Source organism: Acinetobacter sp. 24-47-67 (genome assembly GCF_056779735.1).
Map to the genome: position 1 here is coordinate 1 of NZ_JBWYIK010000004.1, position 20,179 is coordinate 20,179.

21 protein-coding genes are annotated in these 20,179 nt (G+C 39.0%); 10 read left to right on the top strand and 11 right to left on the bottom strand.

Annotated features, from left to right (window positions below; genetic code table 11):
- From AC1M9K_RS06800 to pcaG, 6 genes are all read left to right on the top strand, one after another.
- Positions 1 to 616: acetyl-CoA C-acyltransferase (locus tag AC1M9K_RS06800; protein WP_481588852.1), on the top strand; the 616-nt coding region annotated here is incomplete at its 5' end.
- Between the two features lie 62 nt (positions 617 to 678).
- Complete coding sequence (gene pcaB, locus AC1M9K_RS06805) at positions 679 to 2,037, top strand: 3-carboxy-cis,cis-muconate cycloisomerase (protein ID WP_481588853.1); 1,359 nt, start codon at positions 679 to 681, stop codon at positions 2,035 to 2,037.
- The gene (gene pcaD, locus AC1M9K_RS06810) at positions 2,034 to 2,816 is read left to right on the top strand and encodes a 3-oxoadipate enol-lactonase (RefSeq protein WP_171076801.1); all 783 of its coding nucleotides are present in this window, start codon (positions 2,034 to 2,036) and stop codon (positions 2,814 to 2,816) included. Before pcaB ends, pcaD begins: the two co-directional genes overlap by 4 nt.
- Positions 2,817 to 2,863: 47 nt before the next feature.
- Entirely contained in the window at positions 2,864 to 3,262 is a 399-nt protein-coding gene (gene pcaC, locus AC1M9K_RS06815) for a 4-carboxymuconolactone decarboxylase (protein ID WP_035269644.1), read from the top strand.
- Positions 3,263 to 3,297: 35 nt separating this feature from the next.
- On the top strand, positions 3,298 to 4,023 hold the full coding sequence (gene pcaH / locus AC1M9K_RS06820) for a protocatechuate 3,4-dioxygenase subunit beta (protein ID WP_481588854.1): 726 nt from the start codon (positions 3,298 to 3,300) through the stop codon (positions 4,021 to 4,023).
- Positions 4,024 to 4,037: 14 nt separating this feature from the next.
- Positions 4,038 to 4,667, top strand: coding sequence for a protocatechuate 3,4-dioxygenase subunit alpha (gene pcaG, locus AC1M9K_RS06825; RefSeq protein WP_481588855.1), 630 nt, complete (start codon positions 4,038 to 4,040; stop codon positions 4,665 to 4,667).
- 119 nt (positions 4,668 to 4,786) lie between these two features.
- Here the strand turns inward: pcaG and AC1M9K_RS06830 are convergent, their stop codons facing one another.
- The 8 genes from AC1M9K_RS06830 to AC1M9K_RS06865 form a co-directional block, all read right to left on the bottom strand.
- The gene (locus AC1M9K_RS06830) at positions 4,787 to 6,136 is read right to left on the bottom strand and encodes an MFS transporter (protein ID WP_481588856.1); all 1,350 of its coding nucleotides are present in this window, start codon (positions 6,134 to 6,136) and stop codon (positions 4,787 to 4,789) included.
- Between the two features lie 14 nt (positions 6,137 to 6,150).
- The gene (locus AC1M9K_RS06835) at positions 6,151 to 6,537 is read right to left on the bottom strand and encodes a PaaI family thioesterase (RefSeq protein ID WP_481588857.1); all 387 of its coding nucleotides are present in this window, start codon (positions 6,535 to 6,537) and stop codon (positions 6,151 to 6,153) included.
- A 22-nt stretch (positions 6,538 to 6,559) separates the two neighbouring features.
- Positions 6,560 to 7,093, bottom strand: coding sequence for a DUF3237 domain-containing protein (locus tag AC1M9K_RS06840; protein ID WP_481588858.1), 534 nt, complete (start codon positions 7,091 to 7,093; stop codon positions 6,560 to 6,562).
- Between the two features lie 52 nt (positions 7,094 to 7,145).
- Positions 7,146 to 8,399 (bottom strand): OprD family outer membrane porin, encoded by a 1,254-nt coding sequence (locus AC1M9K_RS06845; RefSeq protein WP_481588859.1) that lies wholly within the window; start codon positions 8,397 to 8,399, stop codon positions 7,146 to 7,148.
- A 48-nt stretch (positions 8,400 to 8,447) separates the two neighbouring features.
- Entirely contained in the window at positions 8,448 to 9,587 is a 1,140-nt protein-coding gene (locus AC1M9K_RS06850) for an acyl-CoA dehydrogenase family protein (RefSeq protein ID WP_481588860.1), read from the bottom strand.
- A 72-nt stretch (positions 9,588 to 9,659) separates the two neighbouring features.
- Positions 9,660 to 11,546 (bottom strand): feruloyl-CoA synthase, encoded by a 1,887-nt coding sequence (locus AC1M9K_RS06855; RefSeq protein ID WP_051586641.1) that lies wholly within the window; start codon positions 11,544 to 11,546, stop codon positions 9,660 to 9,662.
- A 78-nt stretch (positions 11,547 to 11,624) separates the two neighbouring features.
- A complete protein-coding gene (locus tag AC1M9K_RS06860; RefSeq protein WP_481588861.1) occupies positions 11,625 to 13,076 on the bottom strand; it encodes an aldehyde dehydrogenase in 1,452 nt (483 codons plus the stop codon).
- Positions 13,077 to 13,125: 49 nt separating this feature from the next.
- Complete coding sequence (locus AC1M9K_RS06865; protein ID WP_481588862.1) at positions 13,126 to 13,959, bottom strand: p-hydroxycinnamoyl CoA hydratase/lyase; 834 nt, start codon at positions 13,957 to 13,959, stop codon at positions 13,126 to 13,128.
- A 269-nt stretch (positions 13,960 to 14,228) separates the two neighbouring features.
- Between AC1M9K_RS06865 and mhpT the strand changes: the two genes are divergently transcribed.
- The 3 genes from mhpT to AC1M9K_RS06880 all read left to right on the top strand — a co-directional run bounded on the left by mhpT (position 14,229) and on the right by AC1M9K_RS06880 (position 16,800).
- Positions 14,229 to 15,461, top strand: a complete 1,233-nt coding sequence (gene mhpT, locus AC1M9K_RS06870; RefSeq protein ID WP_179997672.1) for a 3-(3-hydroxy-phenyl)propionate transporter MhpT — start codon at positions 14,229 to 14,231, stop codon at positions 15,459 to 15,461.
- Between the two features lie 64 nt (positions 15,462 to 15,525).
- Complete coding sequence (locus AC1M9K_RS06875) at positions 15,526 to 15,984, top strand: MarR family winged helix-turn-helix transcriptional regulator (RefSeq protein WP_179997673.1); 459 nt, start codon at positions 15,526 to 15,528, stop codon at positions 15,982 to 15,984.
- A 126-nt stretch (positions 15,985 to 16,110) separates the two neighbouring features.
- A complete protein-coding gene (locus AC1M9K_RS06880) occupies positions 16,111 to 16,800 on the top strand; it encodes a GntR family transcriptional regulator (protein ID WP_481588863.1) in 690 nt (229 codons plus the stop codon).
- A gap of 50 nt (positions 16,801 to 16,850) precedes the next feature.
- On the opposite strand, the gene AC1M9K_RS06885 is transcribed toward AC1M9K_RS06880, so the two are convergent.
- From AC1M9K_RS06885 to AC1M9K_RS06895, 3 genes are all read right to left on the bottom strand, one after another.
- Entirely contained in the window at positions 16,851 to 17,792 is a 942-nt protein-coding gene (locus AC1M9K_RS06885) for a PDR/VanB family oxidoreductase (RefSeq protein WP_481588864.1), read from the bottom strand.
- Positions 17,793 to 17,843: 51 nt separating this feature from the next.
- Positions 17,844 to 18,908 carry an aromatic ring-hydroxylating dioxygenase subunit alpha gene (locus tag AC1M9K_RS06890; RefSeq protein WP_481588865.1) on the bottom strand — a complete coding sequence of 355 codons (1,065 nt, stop codon included), beginning with the start codon at positions 18,906 to 18,908 and terminating at the stop codon, positions 17,844 to 17,846.
- A 278-nt stretch (positions 18,909 to 19,186) separates the two neighbouring features.
- The gene (locus AC1M9K_RS06895; RefSeq protein ID WP_481588866.1) at positions 19,187 to 19,375 is read right to left on the bottom strand and encodes a hypothetical protein; all 189 of its coding nucleotides are present in this window, start codon (positions 19,373 to 19,375) and stop codon (positions 19,187 to 19,189) included.
- 353 nt (positions 19,376 to 19,728) lie between these two features.
- On the opposite strand from AC1M9K_RS06895, the gene AC1M9K_RS06900 reads away from it, so the two are divergent.
- Positions 19,729 to 20,178 carry a hypothetical protein gene (locus AC1M9K_RS06900; RefSeq protein ID WP_051586611.1) on the top strand — a complete coding sequence of 150 codons (450 nt, stop codon included), beginning with the start codon at positions 19,729 to 19,731 and terminating at the stop codon, positions 20,176 to 20,178.
- Position 20,179 lies beyond the last annotated feature (1 nt).

Consider the following 20,179-nt stretch of genomic DNA (forward strand, 5'->3'; position numbering starts at 1 on the left):
ACGTGGTTTCTTTGATCAAGAAATCGTGCCTGTGACTATTCCACAGCGTAAAGGTGATGCGGTTGTGGTGGCAAAAGATGAACATCCTCGTGCATCAACCACTTTAGAAGCCTTAACCAAGTTAAAACCTGTTGTAAAAGCAGACGGTACAGTAACCGCAGGTAATGCATCAGGCATTAACGATGGTGCTGCTGCGATTCTGATTGCGTCTGATGCAGCTGTAGAAAAATATGGTTTAAAACCTCGTGCCAAAGTGATTGGTGCAACCACCGTTGGGGTTGAACCTCGCATTATGGGCTTTGGTCCTGCACCTGCGATTAAAAAGTTACTGGCTCAAACAGGTTTAACACTAGAGCAAATGGATGTGATTGAGCTGAACGAAGCGTTTGCAGCACAAGCATTGGCGTGTACACGTGACCTAGGTTTGGCCGACGATGATGCACGTGTAAACCCAAATGGTGGTGCAATTGCACTGGGTCATCCATTGGGTGCATCAGGTGCGCGTTTGGTGACGACTGCTCTCAACCAACTAGAGGCAACTGGTGGCAAATATGCATTGTGCTCTATGTGTATCGGTGTGGGTCAAGGCATCGCTTTAATTATTGAAAAAGTTTAACAGCAATTTTTGGACAGACGCTTTATGGTGAAACACATGATGAAGCGTAATAGGGATAAGTTATGAGTCAGTTATATGCAAGTTTGTTTTATCAGAATGATGTAAATATCATATTTAGTGATGAAGCACTCGTAAAATATATGTTGCGTGCAGAGGTTGCACTGGCTCAAGCTCAAGCTGAAGTTGGTGTTATTCCCTTAATTGCTGCTGAAACGATTCAACGTGTTGCAGAACAAGAAATTCATTCCATTATTAATTTTGATCATTTGGCACAGTCCAGTGGTCTCGCTGGCAATATTGCAATTCCATTCGTAAAGCAATTCACTGCTGCTGTGAAAAAAATCAATGAAGATGCTTCTCGTTATGTGCATTGGGGTGCGACCAGCCAAGATATCATTGATACGGCCTTTATGCTGCAAGCTCAAGATGCGTTACAGCTGATCGAAAAGCAACTTATTCAAGCTATTCAGGCAACTAAAAAACTGACGATTCAATACCGTGATCAGGTGATGATTGGACGTACATGGTTGCAACAAGGTTTACCACTTACCTTTGGACATAAAACAGCACGGTGGCTCTCTAGTTTAGATCGAGATTTAAAGCGTGTTCAGCAGTTACAGCAACATGTCTTAACAGCACAGTTAGGGGGTGCGGTAGGTACTTTAGCTTCACTAACTGAATATGGTTCGGCTGTAGTGAGTACCTACGCACAAAAACTTGGTTTAAATACGCCCGTATGTACATGGCATGGGGAGCGAGATCGTGTAGCCGACATTGCACATGTACTTGCAACGATTACAGGAAACTTGGGCAAGATGGCCCGTGACTGGTCACTCATGATGCAAACAGAAATTGCAGAAGTGTTTGAACCGAGTGGTGCTGGGCGTGGAGGGTCATCGACGATGCCTCATAAGCGTAATCCTGTTGCAGCTGCTTCAATTCTAGCCGCTGCAAATCGCGTCCCTGCATTAATGTCAAGTATCTACCAAAGCTTAGTACAAGAACATGAAAGAAGTTTAGGTGCATGGCATGCTGAATGGCTAGCGTTACCAGAGTTATTTCAACTGACGGCGGGTAGTTTAAGTAGAGCAATCGATGTATTTACGGGATTAGAAGTAGATCCTGAAAATATGTTCAGAAATTTAGAGTGCACGCAAGGATTAATCATGGCTGAAGCACTGATGATGTCACTCGCACCTCAGATGGGTCGATTGAATGCACATCATCTTGTGGAAGCTGCTTGTAAGCAAGCAGTTGCCGAACAACGACACTTACTCGATGTTGTACAAAATAATCCAGAAATATTAGCTATTTTTGATCTAGATCAACTCCGTCAGATTTTTAATCCGCAACATTATCAAGGAAATACTCAAGCACAAATAGATGCGGTACTAGAGAGCGTTCAAGGAAGTACACCATAATGACATTAATCAATAATCGTAATGGTCAGCAGCTTGCGGTCTATCGTTTTGGTGACGATACAAAACCAAGCATCATTTTTTCAAACTCACTGGGCACTGATCATGGCATGTGGCAAGCCCAAATTGATTATTTTTCCAAAGATTATGATGTGATTTGCTACGACACACGTGGTCATGGAAGAAGTAGTGTCATTGAAAATACCACAATCATTGATTTAGCCAATGATGTCCTTGATGTACTCAATCATTTCTCTATAGAAAAAGCGCATTTTTGTGGTATCTCCATGGGGGGAGTTACTGGGATTCAATTAGGCATAATTGCACCAGAGCGTTTTAACTCTATTACCATTGCAAATTCAGCAGCAAAAATTGGAAATGCCGAGGCATGGTTGAGTCGTGCAGATGCGGTTGAACAAAATGGTTTGGCTGATATCGTCAGTACTACACATACGCGTTGGTTTAGTGAACAATTTGATTATTTACACGATGTGACAGCTCAAAAAACCATTCAGAGTTTGTCTGTCACTCAGCCTAAAGGCTATGCAGCCTCTTGTCGTGCTTTAGCTCAGACGGATTTACGCAATCAACTTGGAAAAATTATTGTGCCTTGTTTGGCATTATGTGGCGGCTTAGATCCTGTGACCACAGTGAATGATGGTGAGTTTTTAAAACAACATATACCTGACTGTCAACTTGCAGTCATAGATGCATCGCATTTATCCAATATTGAGCGACCAGTTGAATTTAACCAAGCATTGCTTGCTTTTATTCAGTCTTAAGCACATCTGAACATCAAATAATTTCAATTTTAAAGAGGAATAACCTCATGAATGATGAAGAACGTTATAAGCAGGGGCTAGAAGTCCGTACTGAAGTCTTGGGTGAAGCCCATGTCGGGCGTTCACTTGAAAATTTAAACGAATTTAATGCTGATTTTCAAAACTTTATTAGTCGTTTTGCATGGGGTGAGGTTTGGTCAAGACCAGGACTGCCAAGACACACACGTAGTTTGGTGACGATTGGAATCTTACTTGCATTGGGGCGTGAAGCAGAGCTCAGAATGCATATTCGTGCTTGTTTCAACAATGGCGTTACCAAAGATGATCTTAAAGAATTATTTTTGCATGCGTCTTTATATGCAGGACTTCCTGCAGCCAATGCTGCAATGCATATGGCAGAAGAAGTATTTGCAGAGTTAGGCATTTCGCCTGAGAAAATTAAATAAACGGACGATATTTTAAATTGAATAAGGAGAGATTCATGTCTCAAATTCTGATGGGTGCTTATGCACAGCGAAATACAGATGATCATCCGCCAGCATATGCGCCGGGATATAAAACCAGTGTATTACGTTCGCCGAAAAATGCACTGATTTCGATTGCGCAAACATTAACCGAGGTTACTGCACCTCACTTTAGCGCAGACTTATTGGGTCCTAAAGACAATGATTTAATTTTAAATTATGCAAAAGATGGTTTACCTGTTGGTGAACGGGTCATTATTCATGGTTATTTACGTGATCAATTTGGTCGTGCTGTCAAAAATGCTCTGATTGAAGTATGGCAAGCAAATGCCTCAGGACGTTATCGCCATCCAAATGATCAGTATGTGGGAGCTATGGACCCTAACTTTGGTGGTTGCGGTCGAATGCTCACAGATGAAAATGGATTCTTCATTTTTAGAACGATAAAGCCAGGACCTTATCCGTGGCGTAACCGTATCAATGAGTGGCGTCCAGCACATATCCATTTTTCTGTGATGGCAGATGGCTGGGCACAGCGTTTGATTTCCCAGTTTTATTTTGAAGGCGATACATTAATTGATAGCTGTCCAATTTTAAAAACTGTTCCTTCAGAACAACAGCGAAGAGCTTTAATTGCGCTCGAAGACAAGAGCAACTTTATTGAAGCAGATAGTCGTTGCTATCGTTTTGACATTACTTTACGTGGTCGTCGTGCGACATATTTTGAAAATGATTTGACTTGATAGGGAGCATCAGGATGAATGGCTGGAAATTTGATGAATTACATGAAACACCATCTCAAACAGGTGGTCCATATGTCCATATTGGATTAATGCCTAATCAAGCTGGTATAGAAGTATTTGAGCATAGCTTCAATAATCAAATGGTGAAAGATGGCACTCAAGGTGAACGTATTCGCCTCGAAGGGCAAGTTTTTGACGGTTTGGGTTTACCACTTCGCGATGTACTCGTAGAAATTTGGCAAGCTGATGCCAATGGTGTTTATCCAAGTCAGCAGGATACGCAAGGGAAGCAGCCAGATCCAAACTTTTTAGGTTGGGGTAGAGCGGGTGCGGATTTTGACACTGGTTTTTGGAGCTTTGATACCATCAAACCAGGTGCTGTTCCTGGACGTAAGGGTTCACAGCAAGCACCACATATCGCGCTGGTTATTTTTGCGCGTGGTATCAATTTAGGTTTACATACTCGAGTTTACTTCGAGGATGAAGCTGAAGCGAATGCGAAAGACCCAATTTTGAATGGTATTGAGTGGGCGCCACGTCGTCAAACACTCATTGCTAAGCGTGAAGAGCGTGATGGTCAGATCGTTTATCGTTTCGATATTCGAATTCAAGGTGAAAATGAAACTGTATTCTTTGATATTTAAACTTTGAACAAGAAATTAAAAAGGTCAGTGATTTCACTGACCTTTTGTTGTTTCTATCAATAGATTTTGATGAAACAACTTATCTTAACAATACAAAGTTATATATTCGTGAGCATAAATTATTGAGGCTCTTTTTGTAAAACGACATATGGTGTATTTACTACGGATTTTTGTTTTAACTTATAGATGATGAAAATGGCAATAGCTGCTAAAACAAATGCAAAACCAAAATTTCCGTACAATTCTAAAGGCGAGTTCCCTAGGTCTAAAAAGTATCCCGCAATGATTGGAGAGAAAATACCACCAAAACGACCAACACCAGTTGCAATCCCCACGCCTGTTGATCGTACATCTGCCTCATAGAGCTGTGTAGAAATGGCATAGATTCCAGCTAAACAGCCATTAATAAAGAATCCTAGCGTTGTGGCAACGATGATTAATATATTTAAATTATCTGTATTGTTCACAAACAATAAAATACATACGTACGTGAGGATTAAAAAGGCAATTTGATTGATGTATACGCTGACTTTAGAACTAAGAACACCAATGATAAAACTACCTAAAATACCACCCACGCTGATCATCATGGCAGTTTTAATAGATAATGAGTTATCTAGACCAGAACTATTGAGAATTTTAGGTGTCCAGCCCATCACGAAATAAAAACCAAAAAGAATAAAGAATATAGAAACCCATAATACAAGGGATTTAACTAAATACTTGTGGTTAAATATTTCTACGTAAGAAGACTTTTGATTTTCTACATATGCTTTGGGGAGTGTGAGAATTGGTTTTTTATGCATTTTAGAGAAAATTTGATTCAATTTTTCCAAAGCATGTTTTGGTTGTTTTAGTAATAAATAATCGATCGATTCTGGTAAAAATTTCAATGAGCAAAGAAAAGCAAATGTAGTAACGAATCCACCAATTAGAAATACTTGTCTCCAACCGATACTTTCTAAGCTATATACAGCAAGTAGTGCTCCGCTTATTGCTCCAATCCCATAACCGGCAGATAATATCCCAACACTAAAACTTTTATATTTAGTCGGAGAATATTCACTGGCCAAAATCATAGCACTGATTTGAACACCACCAATACCAACACCAGTGAAAAATCTGCACAGAACCAATTGCTTAAAATCGGTGGCAAATGCAGATGCAAACATGCTCAAACCACAGATTAATAGACAAAGGTTAATTAAATTACGTCTACCGATTTTATCTGCGAGAGGTGCAAGTAAAAATGAGCAGACAGTCATACCAATTAAACCAGCACTAATTAAAGTTCCTATATTAGTACCAGTTAATGAAAACTCATTGGCAACTGAACTTGCCAAATAAGCCATTATCATGAAATCGAATCCATCGATAATGTATAAAATAAAACAGAAAAAAACGACAAATTTTTGATATGAACTTATTCTGTCGTTGTCGACACAGTCCTTTAATTTTAAGATATCCATTCTTTTTTTAATCCTTATAGAACCATAAATGCAGCACTGGTTTTTGCCACTAACTTTCCATGCTGCCAAGCTTCACTTTGAATGCTTAAAATTTTACGTCCTTCTTTGATGAACCACGCTTTTGCCAATACTTCACCAACTTCACATGGTCTGAAGAAATCAATTGTTAAATTAATTGTGGCAGCTGGTTTTTCTGTTTGATTTAAGGCAGCTAAAATACCCATTGCATCATCAAGCATGGCGCAGATCATGCCTCCTTCAACACTTCCCCTAGGATTGGTAAAACTTTCAAGAGCAATATATTGAACTGAAATTACTCGCTTTTCCTTGTCCCACTGAAGTTGATGACCACCTAATAAATGATGAATAGGGGGTAAATTAGATAAAACTTGTTCGTCCATTGAAAAGTACTCCTTTTAATATTTATTTCACTGCAAATGCATCATAGATCACGGCTTTTCCGAGACGCATTGCGCTTCCAACTGCAATTGTCTGATTTAACCATGCATATTTTTCTGAGCTAGTTTCAAACTGCATGGTTAATTTGAAGTAATATTGAGAGGGATTAACATCTTCGCCACGACTTAATTGTTCTAGTACTTGTGGTGAAGCATGGCGATAACCTTTAGTTTGTAAATAAATCAGAGCACCATCATCAGTTTCTAATAAATAGCGCGTATCTATATATGCCAAACCTTTGCTATCGACCTTTTGCCAATCTGCACCATTGTTAAGAATACGCCCCTTCAAACTTGGTCCAGAAAAAGTTCCTCCAGTGATTGGGATAATGCGTCTTTGCCCTAAATCTGAAGTTTTACCGAGTTCCCAAACTGGGGCTGTGAGTTCAACATTGAATGTTGCAAGGGGTTCAAGTTTTATGGGTTGTGGTGAATATTGGGTATTTGCCAGACTTAATGCACTGGTGGTATAGACCAATAAGCCGATTAGATATTTCATACTTATTATCCTTAGAGAGGGTAGGGTTCCTCAGTAAAGAACCCTTTTGTTATTATTTAAATTTCCACGTGTAATCAATATTGATACGAGTTTCATTGGCTGGCTTAATATTGGCGGTAATTGGCATATCATTATCGTAGATCGCGTAACGCGCGCGTAAACCTAAATTTTTTAGTGGACCATTTTGAACTGTGTAAGCTAGATCAAAATCCAATTCATCTTCCGAAAAATCTGTACCACCCAACTGTGGTGCGTAAATATTGCTACCATGGGTATAGCGGGTCATAAAACGAAGACCTGGAATATAGTCTTTAAAATCGTATTCATAACGTAGGCTATAAACACGCTCTTTCGCATTCAAAAACTCACCAGTCCAAGTATCAATTGCTAGTCCAGTTTCTCCTCCTGTTAAGTACGGAAAAGCAGTATCTCCAAAGTGGTGAAATGTAGAAAAGATAAACTTATGGTTTTGGTGTTGAAGTTCTGAATGGCTATGAAGTAAATGATTGTCAACTAAACCCGCTTTAGCAGTCCCATCTTCATCGCTAATGTAGTAACGCAACTGTGTTGTAAAAGTGGATTGATTTGAGATTAGATATTTATAGGTTATGCCTAACAACGATTGGCGATATAAGTCGTTAACATCCATATGAAATGCAGTCAACCGCAATGGATTATTAGTCAAGTCATAATGTCCACCTAAGTAATACAAATAATCTGTTTCTTCAGAAATATAACGACCATTTACTCCAGAGATCTTTATAGCTTCATAATTTGTAGAATCACGCTGATTGACTTCATCAATATAGGATGCTTGGAGATCTAGACCTTGAATATCTTTAGATTGAACTGCAACACCTCGATACGTTTGAGGTAAAAGTCGTGCTGGAGAGCCGACTAAAACAGGAGTCATGGGTTGAAGAGTCCCTATACGTACCTCGGTTTCAGAAACTTTAGCTTTTAAAGTGACTCCAACTTCACCATATTGATCTGCAGGCTCATTGGTTTCCAAGGAACGAATTAAGTTTCCGGTACCTCCATATTTAGCATCAGCATCCAGTTTAAAACCTGCAGTCGCTAATAGATCTAAACCAAAACCAATCGTTCCATCGGTGAATCCAGATTGCGCTTTAAAGATAAATCCTTGTGTCCAGTCTCTTAATGCGGGGTATCTATTCTCAACTTTAAAGTCACGGTCAAAGTAGAAGTTACGTGCAGTTAATTCGACTTTACTTTGGTCGATAAAATTATTTGCAAATGCTGGAGCGGTACATAATAGAAGTGGTGTGATCCATAATTTTTTCATCTTTATTTCATCCTGAAATAGTATTAATACATAGAGGTAATCTTTGTGTTATTTTCCTAAAAGTTCTCTTGCAACGATTTCTTTCATAATTTCATTGGTTCCCCCATAAATTTTTTGAACACGTGCATCGACATAAAATCGAGATATTGGATATTCCCGCATGTATCCATATCCCCCGAACAATTGCAGAAGTTGATCAATGACCTCACATTGGGTATCAGTGATGAAGCATTTCAATGCCGCAACTTCGCTTACATCCAATACTCCCTGTTGATAAAGCGACTTACATTTTTCGACAAAGGCTTCGGCTGCTAGAGTTTTAATTTTGGCTTGAGCGATTACAAAACGAGTATTTTGAAATTGTGCAATTGATTGTCCAAAAGCTTTACGTTCGAGGACATATTCTTGAGTCATTTCTAAAGCACCTTGCAAAGCGCCTAATGCCATGAGAGAAATACTCAAACGCTCACGTGGAAGTTCTTGCATGAGATAGCTAAAGCCTTGACCTTCCTGACCTAATAATTGGTCTTTAGGAACTCTGACTTGGTCAAAAAATAATTCGGCAGTGTCTTGAGATTGAAGTCCAATTTTTTTTAGACCACGACCTTTTTTTACTCCATCTAAATGAGCATCCACCAATAAAATCGAAATACCTTTAGCTCTTGCTTGAGGATCAGTTTTAGCAACTAAAACTATGAGATCTGCATGTTGACCATTCGATATAAACGTTTTTGAGCCATTTACCACATAATGATCGCCATCTAATAAGGCTTGAGTGCGGATGGCTTGTAGGTCTGAACCTGCATTGGCTTCAGTCATTGCAATAGCTGTAACAACTTCACCGGATACCATTTTAGGTAACCAATATTGTTTTTGATCTTCACTTCCAATATTCTGGATATAGGGTGAAACAAGCTCACTCTGACCACCGATTGCAACGGCTAACGCAGAGAAGCCCGCTCGAGCAGTTTCTTGAACGATCATTTGTGAATAATATATCGGTGCGCCGTAACCTCCATATTGTTCAGGCACATCGACGCATAAAAATCCATTTTGTCCAAGTTGATCCCAAACTTGTCGAGGCATGAGTCCTTGCTCTTCCCATGACTCATAATATGGGGCGACAAACTCTGCTAGGAAGCGTCGATAATTGTCCCGAAACAGCTCAAAATCACTATCTTTCTGCATAGCGTTATCCTAATTTTGAATGCAACTGTCTAAGCAGCGTTTGACTAAACGCTGCTGAATAAAAAAGTTGAGTTAATTTCTAAGGGTTGGAATGCGAATAATGAGTGGATTATTGATGTTTTTTTCGTATAACTCTTCCACCATTGCTATGCGACGTTTCAAGATACCACTTTGATTGAGATTGCCTTTATCAGTGGTTTCTCCTGCATCAAGAAGTGGAGGTTCAATCATGAGATAAAGCATTGAAACAGTGTTTGAACTACCTGTCGCATCTTTGTTGAAATCAATTAAAAACTGCTTGAACCACTGTTGAACTTTAGGGTGTAGAAGCACCTCTTTAGCACCAACTAGACTTAAATCTAATCCTGCATACTCAGCGCAATCTGCAATTTTGGGAAATATTAAAAATCCAATCGCACTTAAATTAGAACCAGTAATACAAACATCTTGAATAAATCGATTACCTGTAATGAGAACTTTATTGCGTAAAGTTCCAACATTGACAAAGGTACCTGTATTTAACTTAAAATCTTCAGCTATACGGCCATCATACATGAGTCCCTGACTCGGGTCGGATGGATCCACTAATTTCACTGCATCCCCGGTGCGATAAAAGCCTTCATCATCAAAGATATTAGCTTGTTGTTCCATAGGTAGACGCCAGTAATGTTTCATGACATTTTTACCACGAACACAAAACTCAAGTTTGTCACCATAGGGAACTAATTTAACTTCGCAACCTGGAGCTGGATATCCAATGAACCCAGCCATTACTTTGGGACCAGTTGTAAACACACATGATGGTGCAGTCTCAGTCATCCCCAAACCGCTCATGATACGAATACGTTCTCCACAGTGTGACTGCGCGATTTGGTCAAGTCTGTTCCAACCAGCTTCTGATAGTGCAGCACCAGCAAAAAACAAAATTTTAACTCGACTAAAAAATTTTTCACGTAACTCAGCATCTTGTTCAAGTGCTACGGTTATTTCTTCCCATCCTTTAGGAACGTTTAAATACACAGTAGGTGCAATTTCCTTAAGATTCCTGATGGTTTCTTGCATCTTTCCTGGAACTGGCTTGCCGTCATCAATATAAATTGTGCCGCCGTTATATAGTGCGATTCCTACATTATGACTGCCACCAAAAGTATGATGCCATGCTAACCAATCAACTAATACTGGGGGGGTCTCTTCAAACTCAGGGAAGGTCTGAAGCAGCATCTGTTGATTGGTACATAGCATTAGATGCGTTGTAGGTACCGCTTTCGGCATTTTAGTTGAGCCAGATGTAAATAGAAATTTCGCTATTTGATGTTCATCAATGGTTTCATAATGATCTTTAATATCACTAATTTCAGAGCAGAGGAGTGAAGAGAAAGCAAGGCAATTTTTCTCACCAAATTTTCCAGAATTCGTAACGATCACAATATCATCTGTATCACAGCAATGTTCAATCGCTTTAGCAAAAGCTTGACCATCATTAGCAAAAACCAAACCTGGTGTTAGAACATCAAACACATGTTTGAGCTTGCCAAAATCCTTAGAAATAAGTGAATAGGCAGGAGAAATTGCAGAGAATGGAATTCCTGCAAGCATTGCTCCCATTGACAAAGTAAGATGCTCTAGATCATTTCCAGATAGAATGACAATAGGACGTTCAGTTGAAAGATGTGAATATTGTTTCAAACTTTGTGCAATACGCCATGCTCGATCTAATGTTTCTGCGTATGTAAGCTTAATCCATTCATCATCATGACCACGTTTTGCTGCGAATACACGATCGGGATGTGTTTGAGCATATTGAATTAAACGGTCAGTAATTTTTTGTGGGTATGGTTTAAGTTGTTCTTTTGGGGAAATATACAAAGTGCCATTTTTAGATTGAAACTCAATCTCGTGACTGCCTAATTTAACAAATCGCTCAGGATATTTATGCGTATGAACCGTCATATTCGACATTGTTTTCACTCCATGTATTTTTAGCTATTCTTTTCCAACGAAAAGAGCTGACTTCATGTCAACTCTTTGAAATATTCGTTAAATAGGGTAGTGACGAGTTTTGGTTTGCATGGTGATCCAACGCAGCTCAGTGAACTCTGCAACTGAGACTTTACTTCCAAATCGTCCATAACCACTTTGTTTCACGCCACCAAAAGGCATTTGCGCTTCATCATGAACGGTTGCACCATTAATATGACAAATACCTGATTCGATACGTTTAGCAACATCTAGAGCTAGGGATAAATCTTGACTAAAAACTGCTGCAGATAATCCAAATTCTGAGTCATTTGCTAAATCGATTGCTTCATCAACAGTTTTAAAACGTTGAACGGTGCACACAGGACCAAAAGACTCTTCGGCATAAATCTGCATATCTTTAGTGACGTCAACTACGATAGTAGGTTGCATCATAGCACCATCAATGCTTAAACCTAGTGGTAAATATGCACCTTTTTCACGTGCATCTTCAATTAAATTTTTGATTCTTGTTGCAGCTTTTAAACTTTCTAGAACGCCCAGGGGTTCTTGACTCTCAAGTGGATTTCCTGCTCTGATATTCTGAACTTTATTGATCAATTTTTCGATGAATTGGTCTGCAATTTTTTCATCCACAAGAACACGCTCTGTCGACATACAGATCTGTCCCTGATTGAAAAAAGCGCCGAAACTGATGGCATTAACGGCTTCGTCCAGGTCCGCTTGCTCCAATACAATGACCGGTGCTTTGCCACCAAGTTCCAGCAACACTGGTTTGAGGTATTTCGCTGCAGTTTGTGCAATTATTCGTCCTACATGCGTTGAACCTGTAAAATTAATTCTTTTAGTCAATGGATGACTGATTAAACGCTCTACAATCTGTGGAGCATCTTGCGGAGCATGAGTAATGACATTGACAACACCATCGCCAATACCTGCTTCATGAAGTACTTCCCCAATTAATCGATGTGTTGCAGGGCAAGCTTCAGATGCTTTAAGTACGACTGTATTCCCACAAGCCAGAGGCATCGCTAAGGCACGAGTGGCTAAGATAACAGGAGCATTCCACGGCGCCATACCAACGATGACACCACATGGAACGCGAACACCCATAGCGATATTGCCAGGAACATCTGATGGAATAATATTTCCATCAATTTGTGTAGTCATGGCTGCTGCTTCTCTCAGCATATTGGCAGCAAGATGGACATTAAAGCCATACCACGTCGCAGTTGAACCTATTTCATGTATTGCAGTTTGAATAAACTGTTCAGTTTTTTGATCCATCAAATCTGCAGCTTTAAGCAATTTTAAACGTCGGTCTGTTGGTGATAGAGCAGACCAAGTTTTAAATGCTTCATGCGCTGACTCAATTGCACGATCAACATCGCTTAAAGTCGCTGCTGCACTCGTTGATGCGATTGAGCCATTAATTGGACTGATTCTTTCAAAAGTTTGTCCTGAACTTGCTGCAACAGATTGGCCGTGAATAAGTAACTGTACGTTTTGCATGGTGAATGTTTCCTTACATGTCCATCATGACGAAAAAAGTAGATTCTGCTTAAGCAGGACGTTTATAAGTTTGAAGACCTGGTTTGATTGTTTTGTCATCCAAGAATTGCTTCATACCTTGTGCACGACCACCTTCATCATCACGGTAGTTGCATTGATCCAGTTTGGCGTATAAGTAATCTTCGTTTTGCTCCCAAGTCAGCTCACGACAGCGTTTAAAACCATTCTTCGCAGTACGCAGTACAACTGGATTCTTTTCAAGCAAATTATTTGCCAATTCAGTTACTTCTGCACGTAATTGTGCAAGTGGAACACTCTTGTTCACTAAGCCCATATTTGCAGCTTCAACACCAGAGAAGGTTTTGCCTGTCATGATGTAGTACATAGAAGCACGATGACCGACTGTATCAGCCATAGCTTTACTCACTAAGTTACCTGGAGGAATTCCCCAATTCACTTCAGACAAGCCAAATGTAGCTTCATCTGCTGCAATGGCTAGATCACATGCGACTAGTGGTGAGAATCCACCACCGAAGCACCAGCCGTTTACCATTGCAATCGTTGGTTTTGAATAAAAACGAAGTAAATGCCATTGCCAACGTGATGCATCACGACGAATTCGCTCTTGGAAAATTTCTGGCTGGCTGTCAACCTCACGGAAGTACTCTTTCAAGTCCATACCTGCTGTCCAAGAATCCCCAGCACCAGTGAGTACCACAACACCTGCTTCTGGATCGAGTTCAAGCGTTTCAAGTACATCAATCATTTCTTTATTTAAGGTTGGACTCATCGCATTTTTCTTTTCTGGGCGATTTAAAGTGACCCAAGCAATGCCAGCTTCAACTTTTACATCTACAGTGGACCAGCGATTTTGATAAGACATGATAAGCTCCTTAGTGTTTGTTTTATGTCCTGATGGAATTAAGATAATATCAGTTAAACTTACATACAAGTGTTTTTTTGAGTTTTTTATAAATTTTTTATAATCTATTGATATTTAATAAAGTAAAATCTTAAATTAATTTTATTTAAAAAAAAATATTGATTATTTTATAAGTTTAGGTGATATTTTTTGAGTTGCCTGGACGGAGGCAATACATAGGATGTGTATTTTTTAAAGTATTTTAAAAGCTCTAAAAGGGACAATAAAAAATGGAACAAAGTGTAAGTAGTAAGACTAAAGCTACGCTTACACTCGTACTGTGTTTCGCTATCGCTGTATTTGAAGGTTTCGATCTTCAATCAATGGGCGTAGCAGCACCACGGATGCGAGCAGAGTTTGGCTTAGATAATACTCAAATGGCATGGGCGTTTAGCGCGGCAATCTTGGGTACTTTACCTGGTGCATTATTAGGAGGTCGTTACGCTGATAAAATTGGGCGTAAGGCAGTTCTATTGACCAGTATTTTAATTTTTGGAGTGATGTCAGTTCTAACAGCATATGCTTCTGATTATACACTGCTTTTAATCATTCGTTTCTTAACTGGCTTAGGGATGGGTGGTGCTTTACCAATGATGATCACCATGGCATCTGAGGCAGTATCAGAGAAACATAAAGGCATTGCAGTCAGTATTATGTATAGCGGTATTCCATTTGGTGGAATGTTGACATCATTTGTTGCAATGGGTTTAGCTGGTGACGCGCAATGGAGACATATCTTCTACATTGGTGGCTTCGCGCCAATTCTTTTAATCCCTTTGCTAATGAAATATTTGCCAGAGTCTAAAGACTATTTAACAGCGACGAAGAATAAAACTTCTACCCCATTCTTTGAAGTGTTGTTTGCAAAAGAACGCCGTTTTTCCACGATTCAAATTTGGATCAGTTTTTTCTTTACGTTAGTTGTTTTATATTTTTTACTCAACTGGTTGCCACTATTGATGGGTGCACAAGGTTTAGGAAAAACAGAAGCGAACTATGTTCAAATTGGTTACAACATCGGTGGTATCTTCGGGTCGATTCTCATGGGAACTTTACTTGATAAGATTCGCATGAGTACTGTAATTAAATTTATATATATTGGTATCTTGTTATCACTGTGCTGTCTTGCAATCTCACCAACTGTTGCCTTACTTGTATTGTCTGCTGTGGGTTGTGGTCTATTTATTGTAGGTGGCCAATCAGCGCTCTATGGATTGGCAGCGATGTTCTATCCAACAGAAATGCGTGGCACGGGTGTAGGCGCTGCAGTCGCAGTAGGGCGTATAGGATCTTTTGCAGGGCCACTATTTGCTGGCATGCTACTGTCGTTAGGTTCTAGTTCAGCAATGGTCATTGGTGCAAGTATTCCACTGATTTTATTTGCAGCTATTGCGGCATTAATGCTTGTACGCAAGCCACGAGCAGAGCAGTCTGATGCTGTGCTAAATATAACTACACGTTAAACATATGTTAAAAGTATGATTACGACAGTAGTCATACTTTTGTTCATCTATTAAGGATTATAAAATGTCAGAAGTTAATCATTCGATTCCGACACTGAGCTATATAATTGCAAGGGTTGATCGTATTGTAAGTAAACTTTTAACTGAACGTTTAAAAGACTTAGATATCACCTTATCTCAGTTTACAGCATTGTCAGTTATCGCTGCGAAAGGCAATCTATCTAATGCAAAACTTGCAGAACGTTCATTTATTAAACCGCAATCTACCAATAAAATTCTACAAGATTTACAAAACCACGATTGGATCAGTAGAGCTTCAGATCCCTCACATGGACGAAGAATTTTAATTAATGTAACGCCTAAAGGATTTGAAAAACTCGAACAATGTCGAAACATTGTTAATGAGATAGAACAAAAAATGTTAGATGGGGTAGATATCCATTTAGCTTATTTAATTCGAAACAATCTAGAGTTAATGGCAACCAATCTTCAAAAAATAAATATTGATGATACGAACTCATAATCACCTCAGTTATCAAAAATAGAATATTGAATTTCCGGCCTAAAAGAGTCCTTTAAGTCAACAGAGATTGATATTCCAAATCTGACTCGTTAGGATCAATCATGATCAAAAAAATTGAGTAGTAATATGTCTTCAGGGCAGCAAGTGTTAATTGAACTTCGCAAAATGATTATTTCTGGGGAGATTGCAGGAGGTTCTCGTTTGGCTGAAATTCCGACTGCTGAAATGCTAGGTGTATCGCGTCAACCCATTCGAATGGCTTTTCGGCTTTTAGAGCAAGAAGGCTTACTCGTTAAAAATCCAACTCGAGGCTATACTGTTCGAGAAATTTCATCCAAATTAGTTCATGATGCTTTGCATGTACGTGGCGTTTTAGAAGGTCTTGCTGCAAAAACGCTTGCTGAAAAAGGCATGACGTTAGATCAACATCAAACACTTTTGAATTGTATTAAGCAAATTGATTCCATATTCAATAAACCAGAATTAACAAGCGATGATTTAGAAACCTACCATCATTACAACACTATTTTTCACAATACTATTATTCAAGGCTCGGATAATGTCGCAATTGTGCAAGCACTCAGTAAAAACAATCAGTTACCTATGGCATCTGCACAAGCACTGACTTATGATAAAAATAATGCGCTGTCTGAAATTCGTCGTTTGCAATATGCGCATATCCAACACTGCTCAATATTCAATGCATTAAAGCAACAAGACTCAGCACGCGCTGAAAGTTTAATGCGTGAGCATAGTCATGTGGTTACTTTAGGGGAGACTATGCGTTCAATATTTCACACAGATGGGTCTATATAAAAAACCCTTCAATTAATGAAGGGCTACACTTGAAAATCTATCGATCCAAATTAAACATCAATGATGATTCGTTGAGATTTGGCTCTTGAGCAACAAGGTGTGAATTGATCATTTGCAGCTTGTTCCTCTTCAGTTAAATACATATCTCTGTGATCAATTTCACCTTCAACTACATTCACTAAGCAAGTGCCACAAATACCTTGTTCACAAGATAAAGGGATACAGATTCCAGCATGTTCTAAAGCTTGTGCTGCAGATTGATCAGCTGCGACATGAATACGTTGCCCTGTTTTTAAAATCTCAATTTCAAAACTGCCATCTTGACTGGTATCAATAGCTTGTGCGCTGAAATGCTCTTTATGTACTTGATGACTAGGCCAAGAGAGCGTATCTGCGGTATGGATCACATAGTTCATAAAACCATCTGGGCCACATACATAAATATGATGATCGATATGAGGAGAGGCAAAGACTGTATTCAAAAGAATATGTGTTTCAGGTTCATCATCAATATGGATGTAGACGGAATCTCCTAGAGCCTCTAAATCTTGTTGGAATGCAATAGAAGCTCTCGTTTTCACAAAATACAGTAATTGGAAGGGCTGATTATTGCGTTTAAGCTCTTTAGCCATTGCTAAGATAGGAGTGATACCGATTCCACCTGCACACAAATATGCATATTCTGTCTCAGGAACCAAGGCAAACAAATTTCGTGGTTCACTAATCTTGAGCTGCTGACCCTCACGAAGTTGTTCATGAATAAATTTAGAACCACCACGTGATAAAGGATCATTCAGGACACCAATGACGTAACGGTGCTGCTCTGAACTACAATTTGCCAAAGAATACTGTCTAATTATTTGATTACCTAAATGCACATCAATATGTGCACCGGCTTGAAAAGCTGGTAATAATTCACCATGGGTGTTTACCAGTTCGAAAGATAAAATGTGTTCATTATGACGATAAATCTTCTGAATAGTCACATCCATGTGAGTATCGCTCCTTGGTAAAATGAAAAACTGATAAAATGTGGGTTTAATTTAAACAACATTTAAAGTTGTAATTTTCTGCTCATCATTCGTTTGCTCTAAGCTGATCAAGCGGTCTATTACTTTTCGAGATTGAACACCGCCTGCATCAATATTCAGCATCAGCAATTTACGATCAGGATGTCTCAATAAATTCTGTTGCTGTTGTTCAAGCATATCTAAATCTTCCGAGAAAATTTTGCCCTGTCCCTCACGAATTTGGTTAGTTAATTCGATGTTGTCGGGTTGGAAGTGTCGAGCCATTCCCCAGAAATACCAGTGAGACGTTTCCGTTTCGGGGGTAATAAAATCTACAACGATTGAAGACACTTTTATATTTTCCGGTGCGTTGTAACCACCATGGCCTGCGTGGGCAACGCCAACTTCAATATGAACATTGCTAGGTGCATGAAAGTGACAAATTTGCCAACGGTCTACTAAAACATCTGCAGCGAGATTATTACCTTTTAGAGCCATTTGCCAAAATGGAGGTGCATAAATGTTTTCCATATGACGTTCAGTCACAACGTGGTCACCATCAACACGAGTGGTTGGTGCAGCTTCATCAATTTCTTTTTGACCAATGCTGTTTGCATGAACATATGTTTCATGGGTGAGATCCATTAAGTTATCAATCATCAAGCGGTAATCACAGTTGATGTGGAATAGCCCACCACCATAGGCCCATTCTGGATTTTCAGCCCACTCTAAAGTTGGGAGTTGATCTTCACTTGCAAGCGATTGGTCTCCTGGCCATACCCAAATAAAGCCAAATTTTTCAATTGCGCGATAGCTTTTATTGCAAGGAAAGCCACGTACACGTTGGCCAGGCATTGAAACCGTTTTGCCGTCACATCCCATCACTAACCCATGATAACCACAGACCAGTTGACCATCTTCAACAAAGCCTAATGACAAAGGTGCACCGCGATGTGGGCAAAAATCTTCAACGGCATGTATTTGGTTTTCTTTACCACGATAAAAAACCATTTTTTCACCGCAAATTTGTCTTCCTAGAGGCTTATCTTGTACTTCTTCAGGTCGTGCCGCCACATACCAAGCATTTTTTACAAACATGAGTTGATCTCCTTATCAATTGGATCCAATAATTCTATTTTTTAGATAAAAAGTCAATAATAATCTTTAAAAATAAATATTTTGGATCCATTTTTGAGAGAGCATTTAAATAATAATTATTTTTGAGCAAAAATGATGGCAAATCACCATCCAAGAATATGGCGAAATTGATTCATTGTCAGAGAGGGCACGAGGGTTAATTTATTAAACAAAAAATGCTTAAACTTGATGGATTATTGGGATTTTATTTTTAGCTTCATTAGAAAATTAAAATTGACCTAATTTTTCCATTGACGACGACGTCTCGTGAGCCCCAAGATTTCTTGGCGATCTTGAATTTCTTGAGCAGAATATGGCAGCGTCTGTTGCAATGCTTCGAGTTCAAGATGACTGTTTTCAATGAGGAAGCAGTCATGCTCAACTGGCCATGTACTGGTAATGGGTTTGCGTTTATGGGAATAGTTCATGGTTAAATTATAAAATTTGAGAAATGAATAGTGTAGATGCGGATAAATTTAAACGACAAAACATGTCGTAATGATTTAGAACACTAAGATTTTAAACCCTATTTTAATGAGAATCTTTCAACGTACTTTTAAGTCATATTAATTGAATAAAATTACCTAGATTTACACGGTTTACATAACATGTGGATTTTGAAATGAGTTGTTACGTTTCGTGCCATCCCTCTACTGGTTTTTAAGTTAATATTTTAAAAGTTAAAACTTAATAACACCAAGAAAATTAACAATAAAAATAAAGAAATAATCATTTCTGTAATGAACGATTCAATGAATAATCATCGGAATGAGTAAAAAATATGATGCTAATCGTGGTGTGTTTTGCTTTGGTCAGTTGCTATGCCGTATGGCGACTATTATTACAACCTAAATTGATTATGGGGAATACGCAGAGGCACTTTGATTTAACAAAACTCCTCAAGCCTACTGATCTCAGCCAGCCGGCGCGCTTGGTGTATGATACGGATTCTGTCGAAGATATTCGTATGTTTGATGAGGTTGCAAAATTACTGTTTGAGAAACGTGTAAATCATCGTGATATCAAGTTTGCTCAGCAAATTCAATATGAGTTTTTGAACAAGATGCCATCACGAACTTTATGTCAGATCAATCAATTTGATTTAGGTGAGTGGTCGATTTTATGGGAATATCGTAATCAATCCCTTGAATACTATGTGAGTCAATATGGCATCATGTATCGACATACTGACGCACAAGGGGTAGAGCATCAATCTGACTTTATTCAGTAAT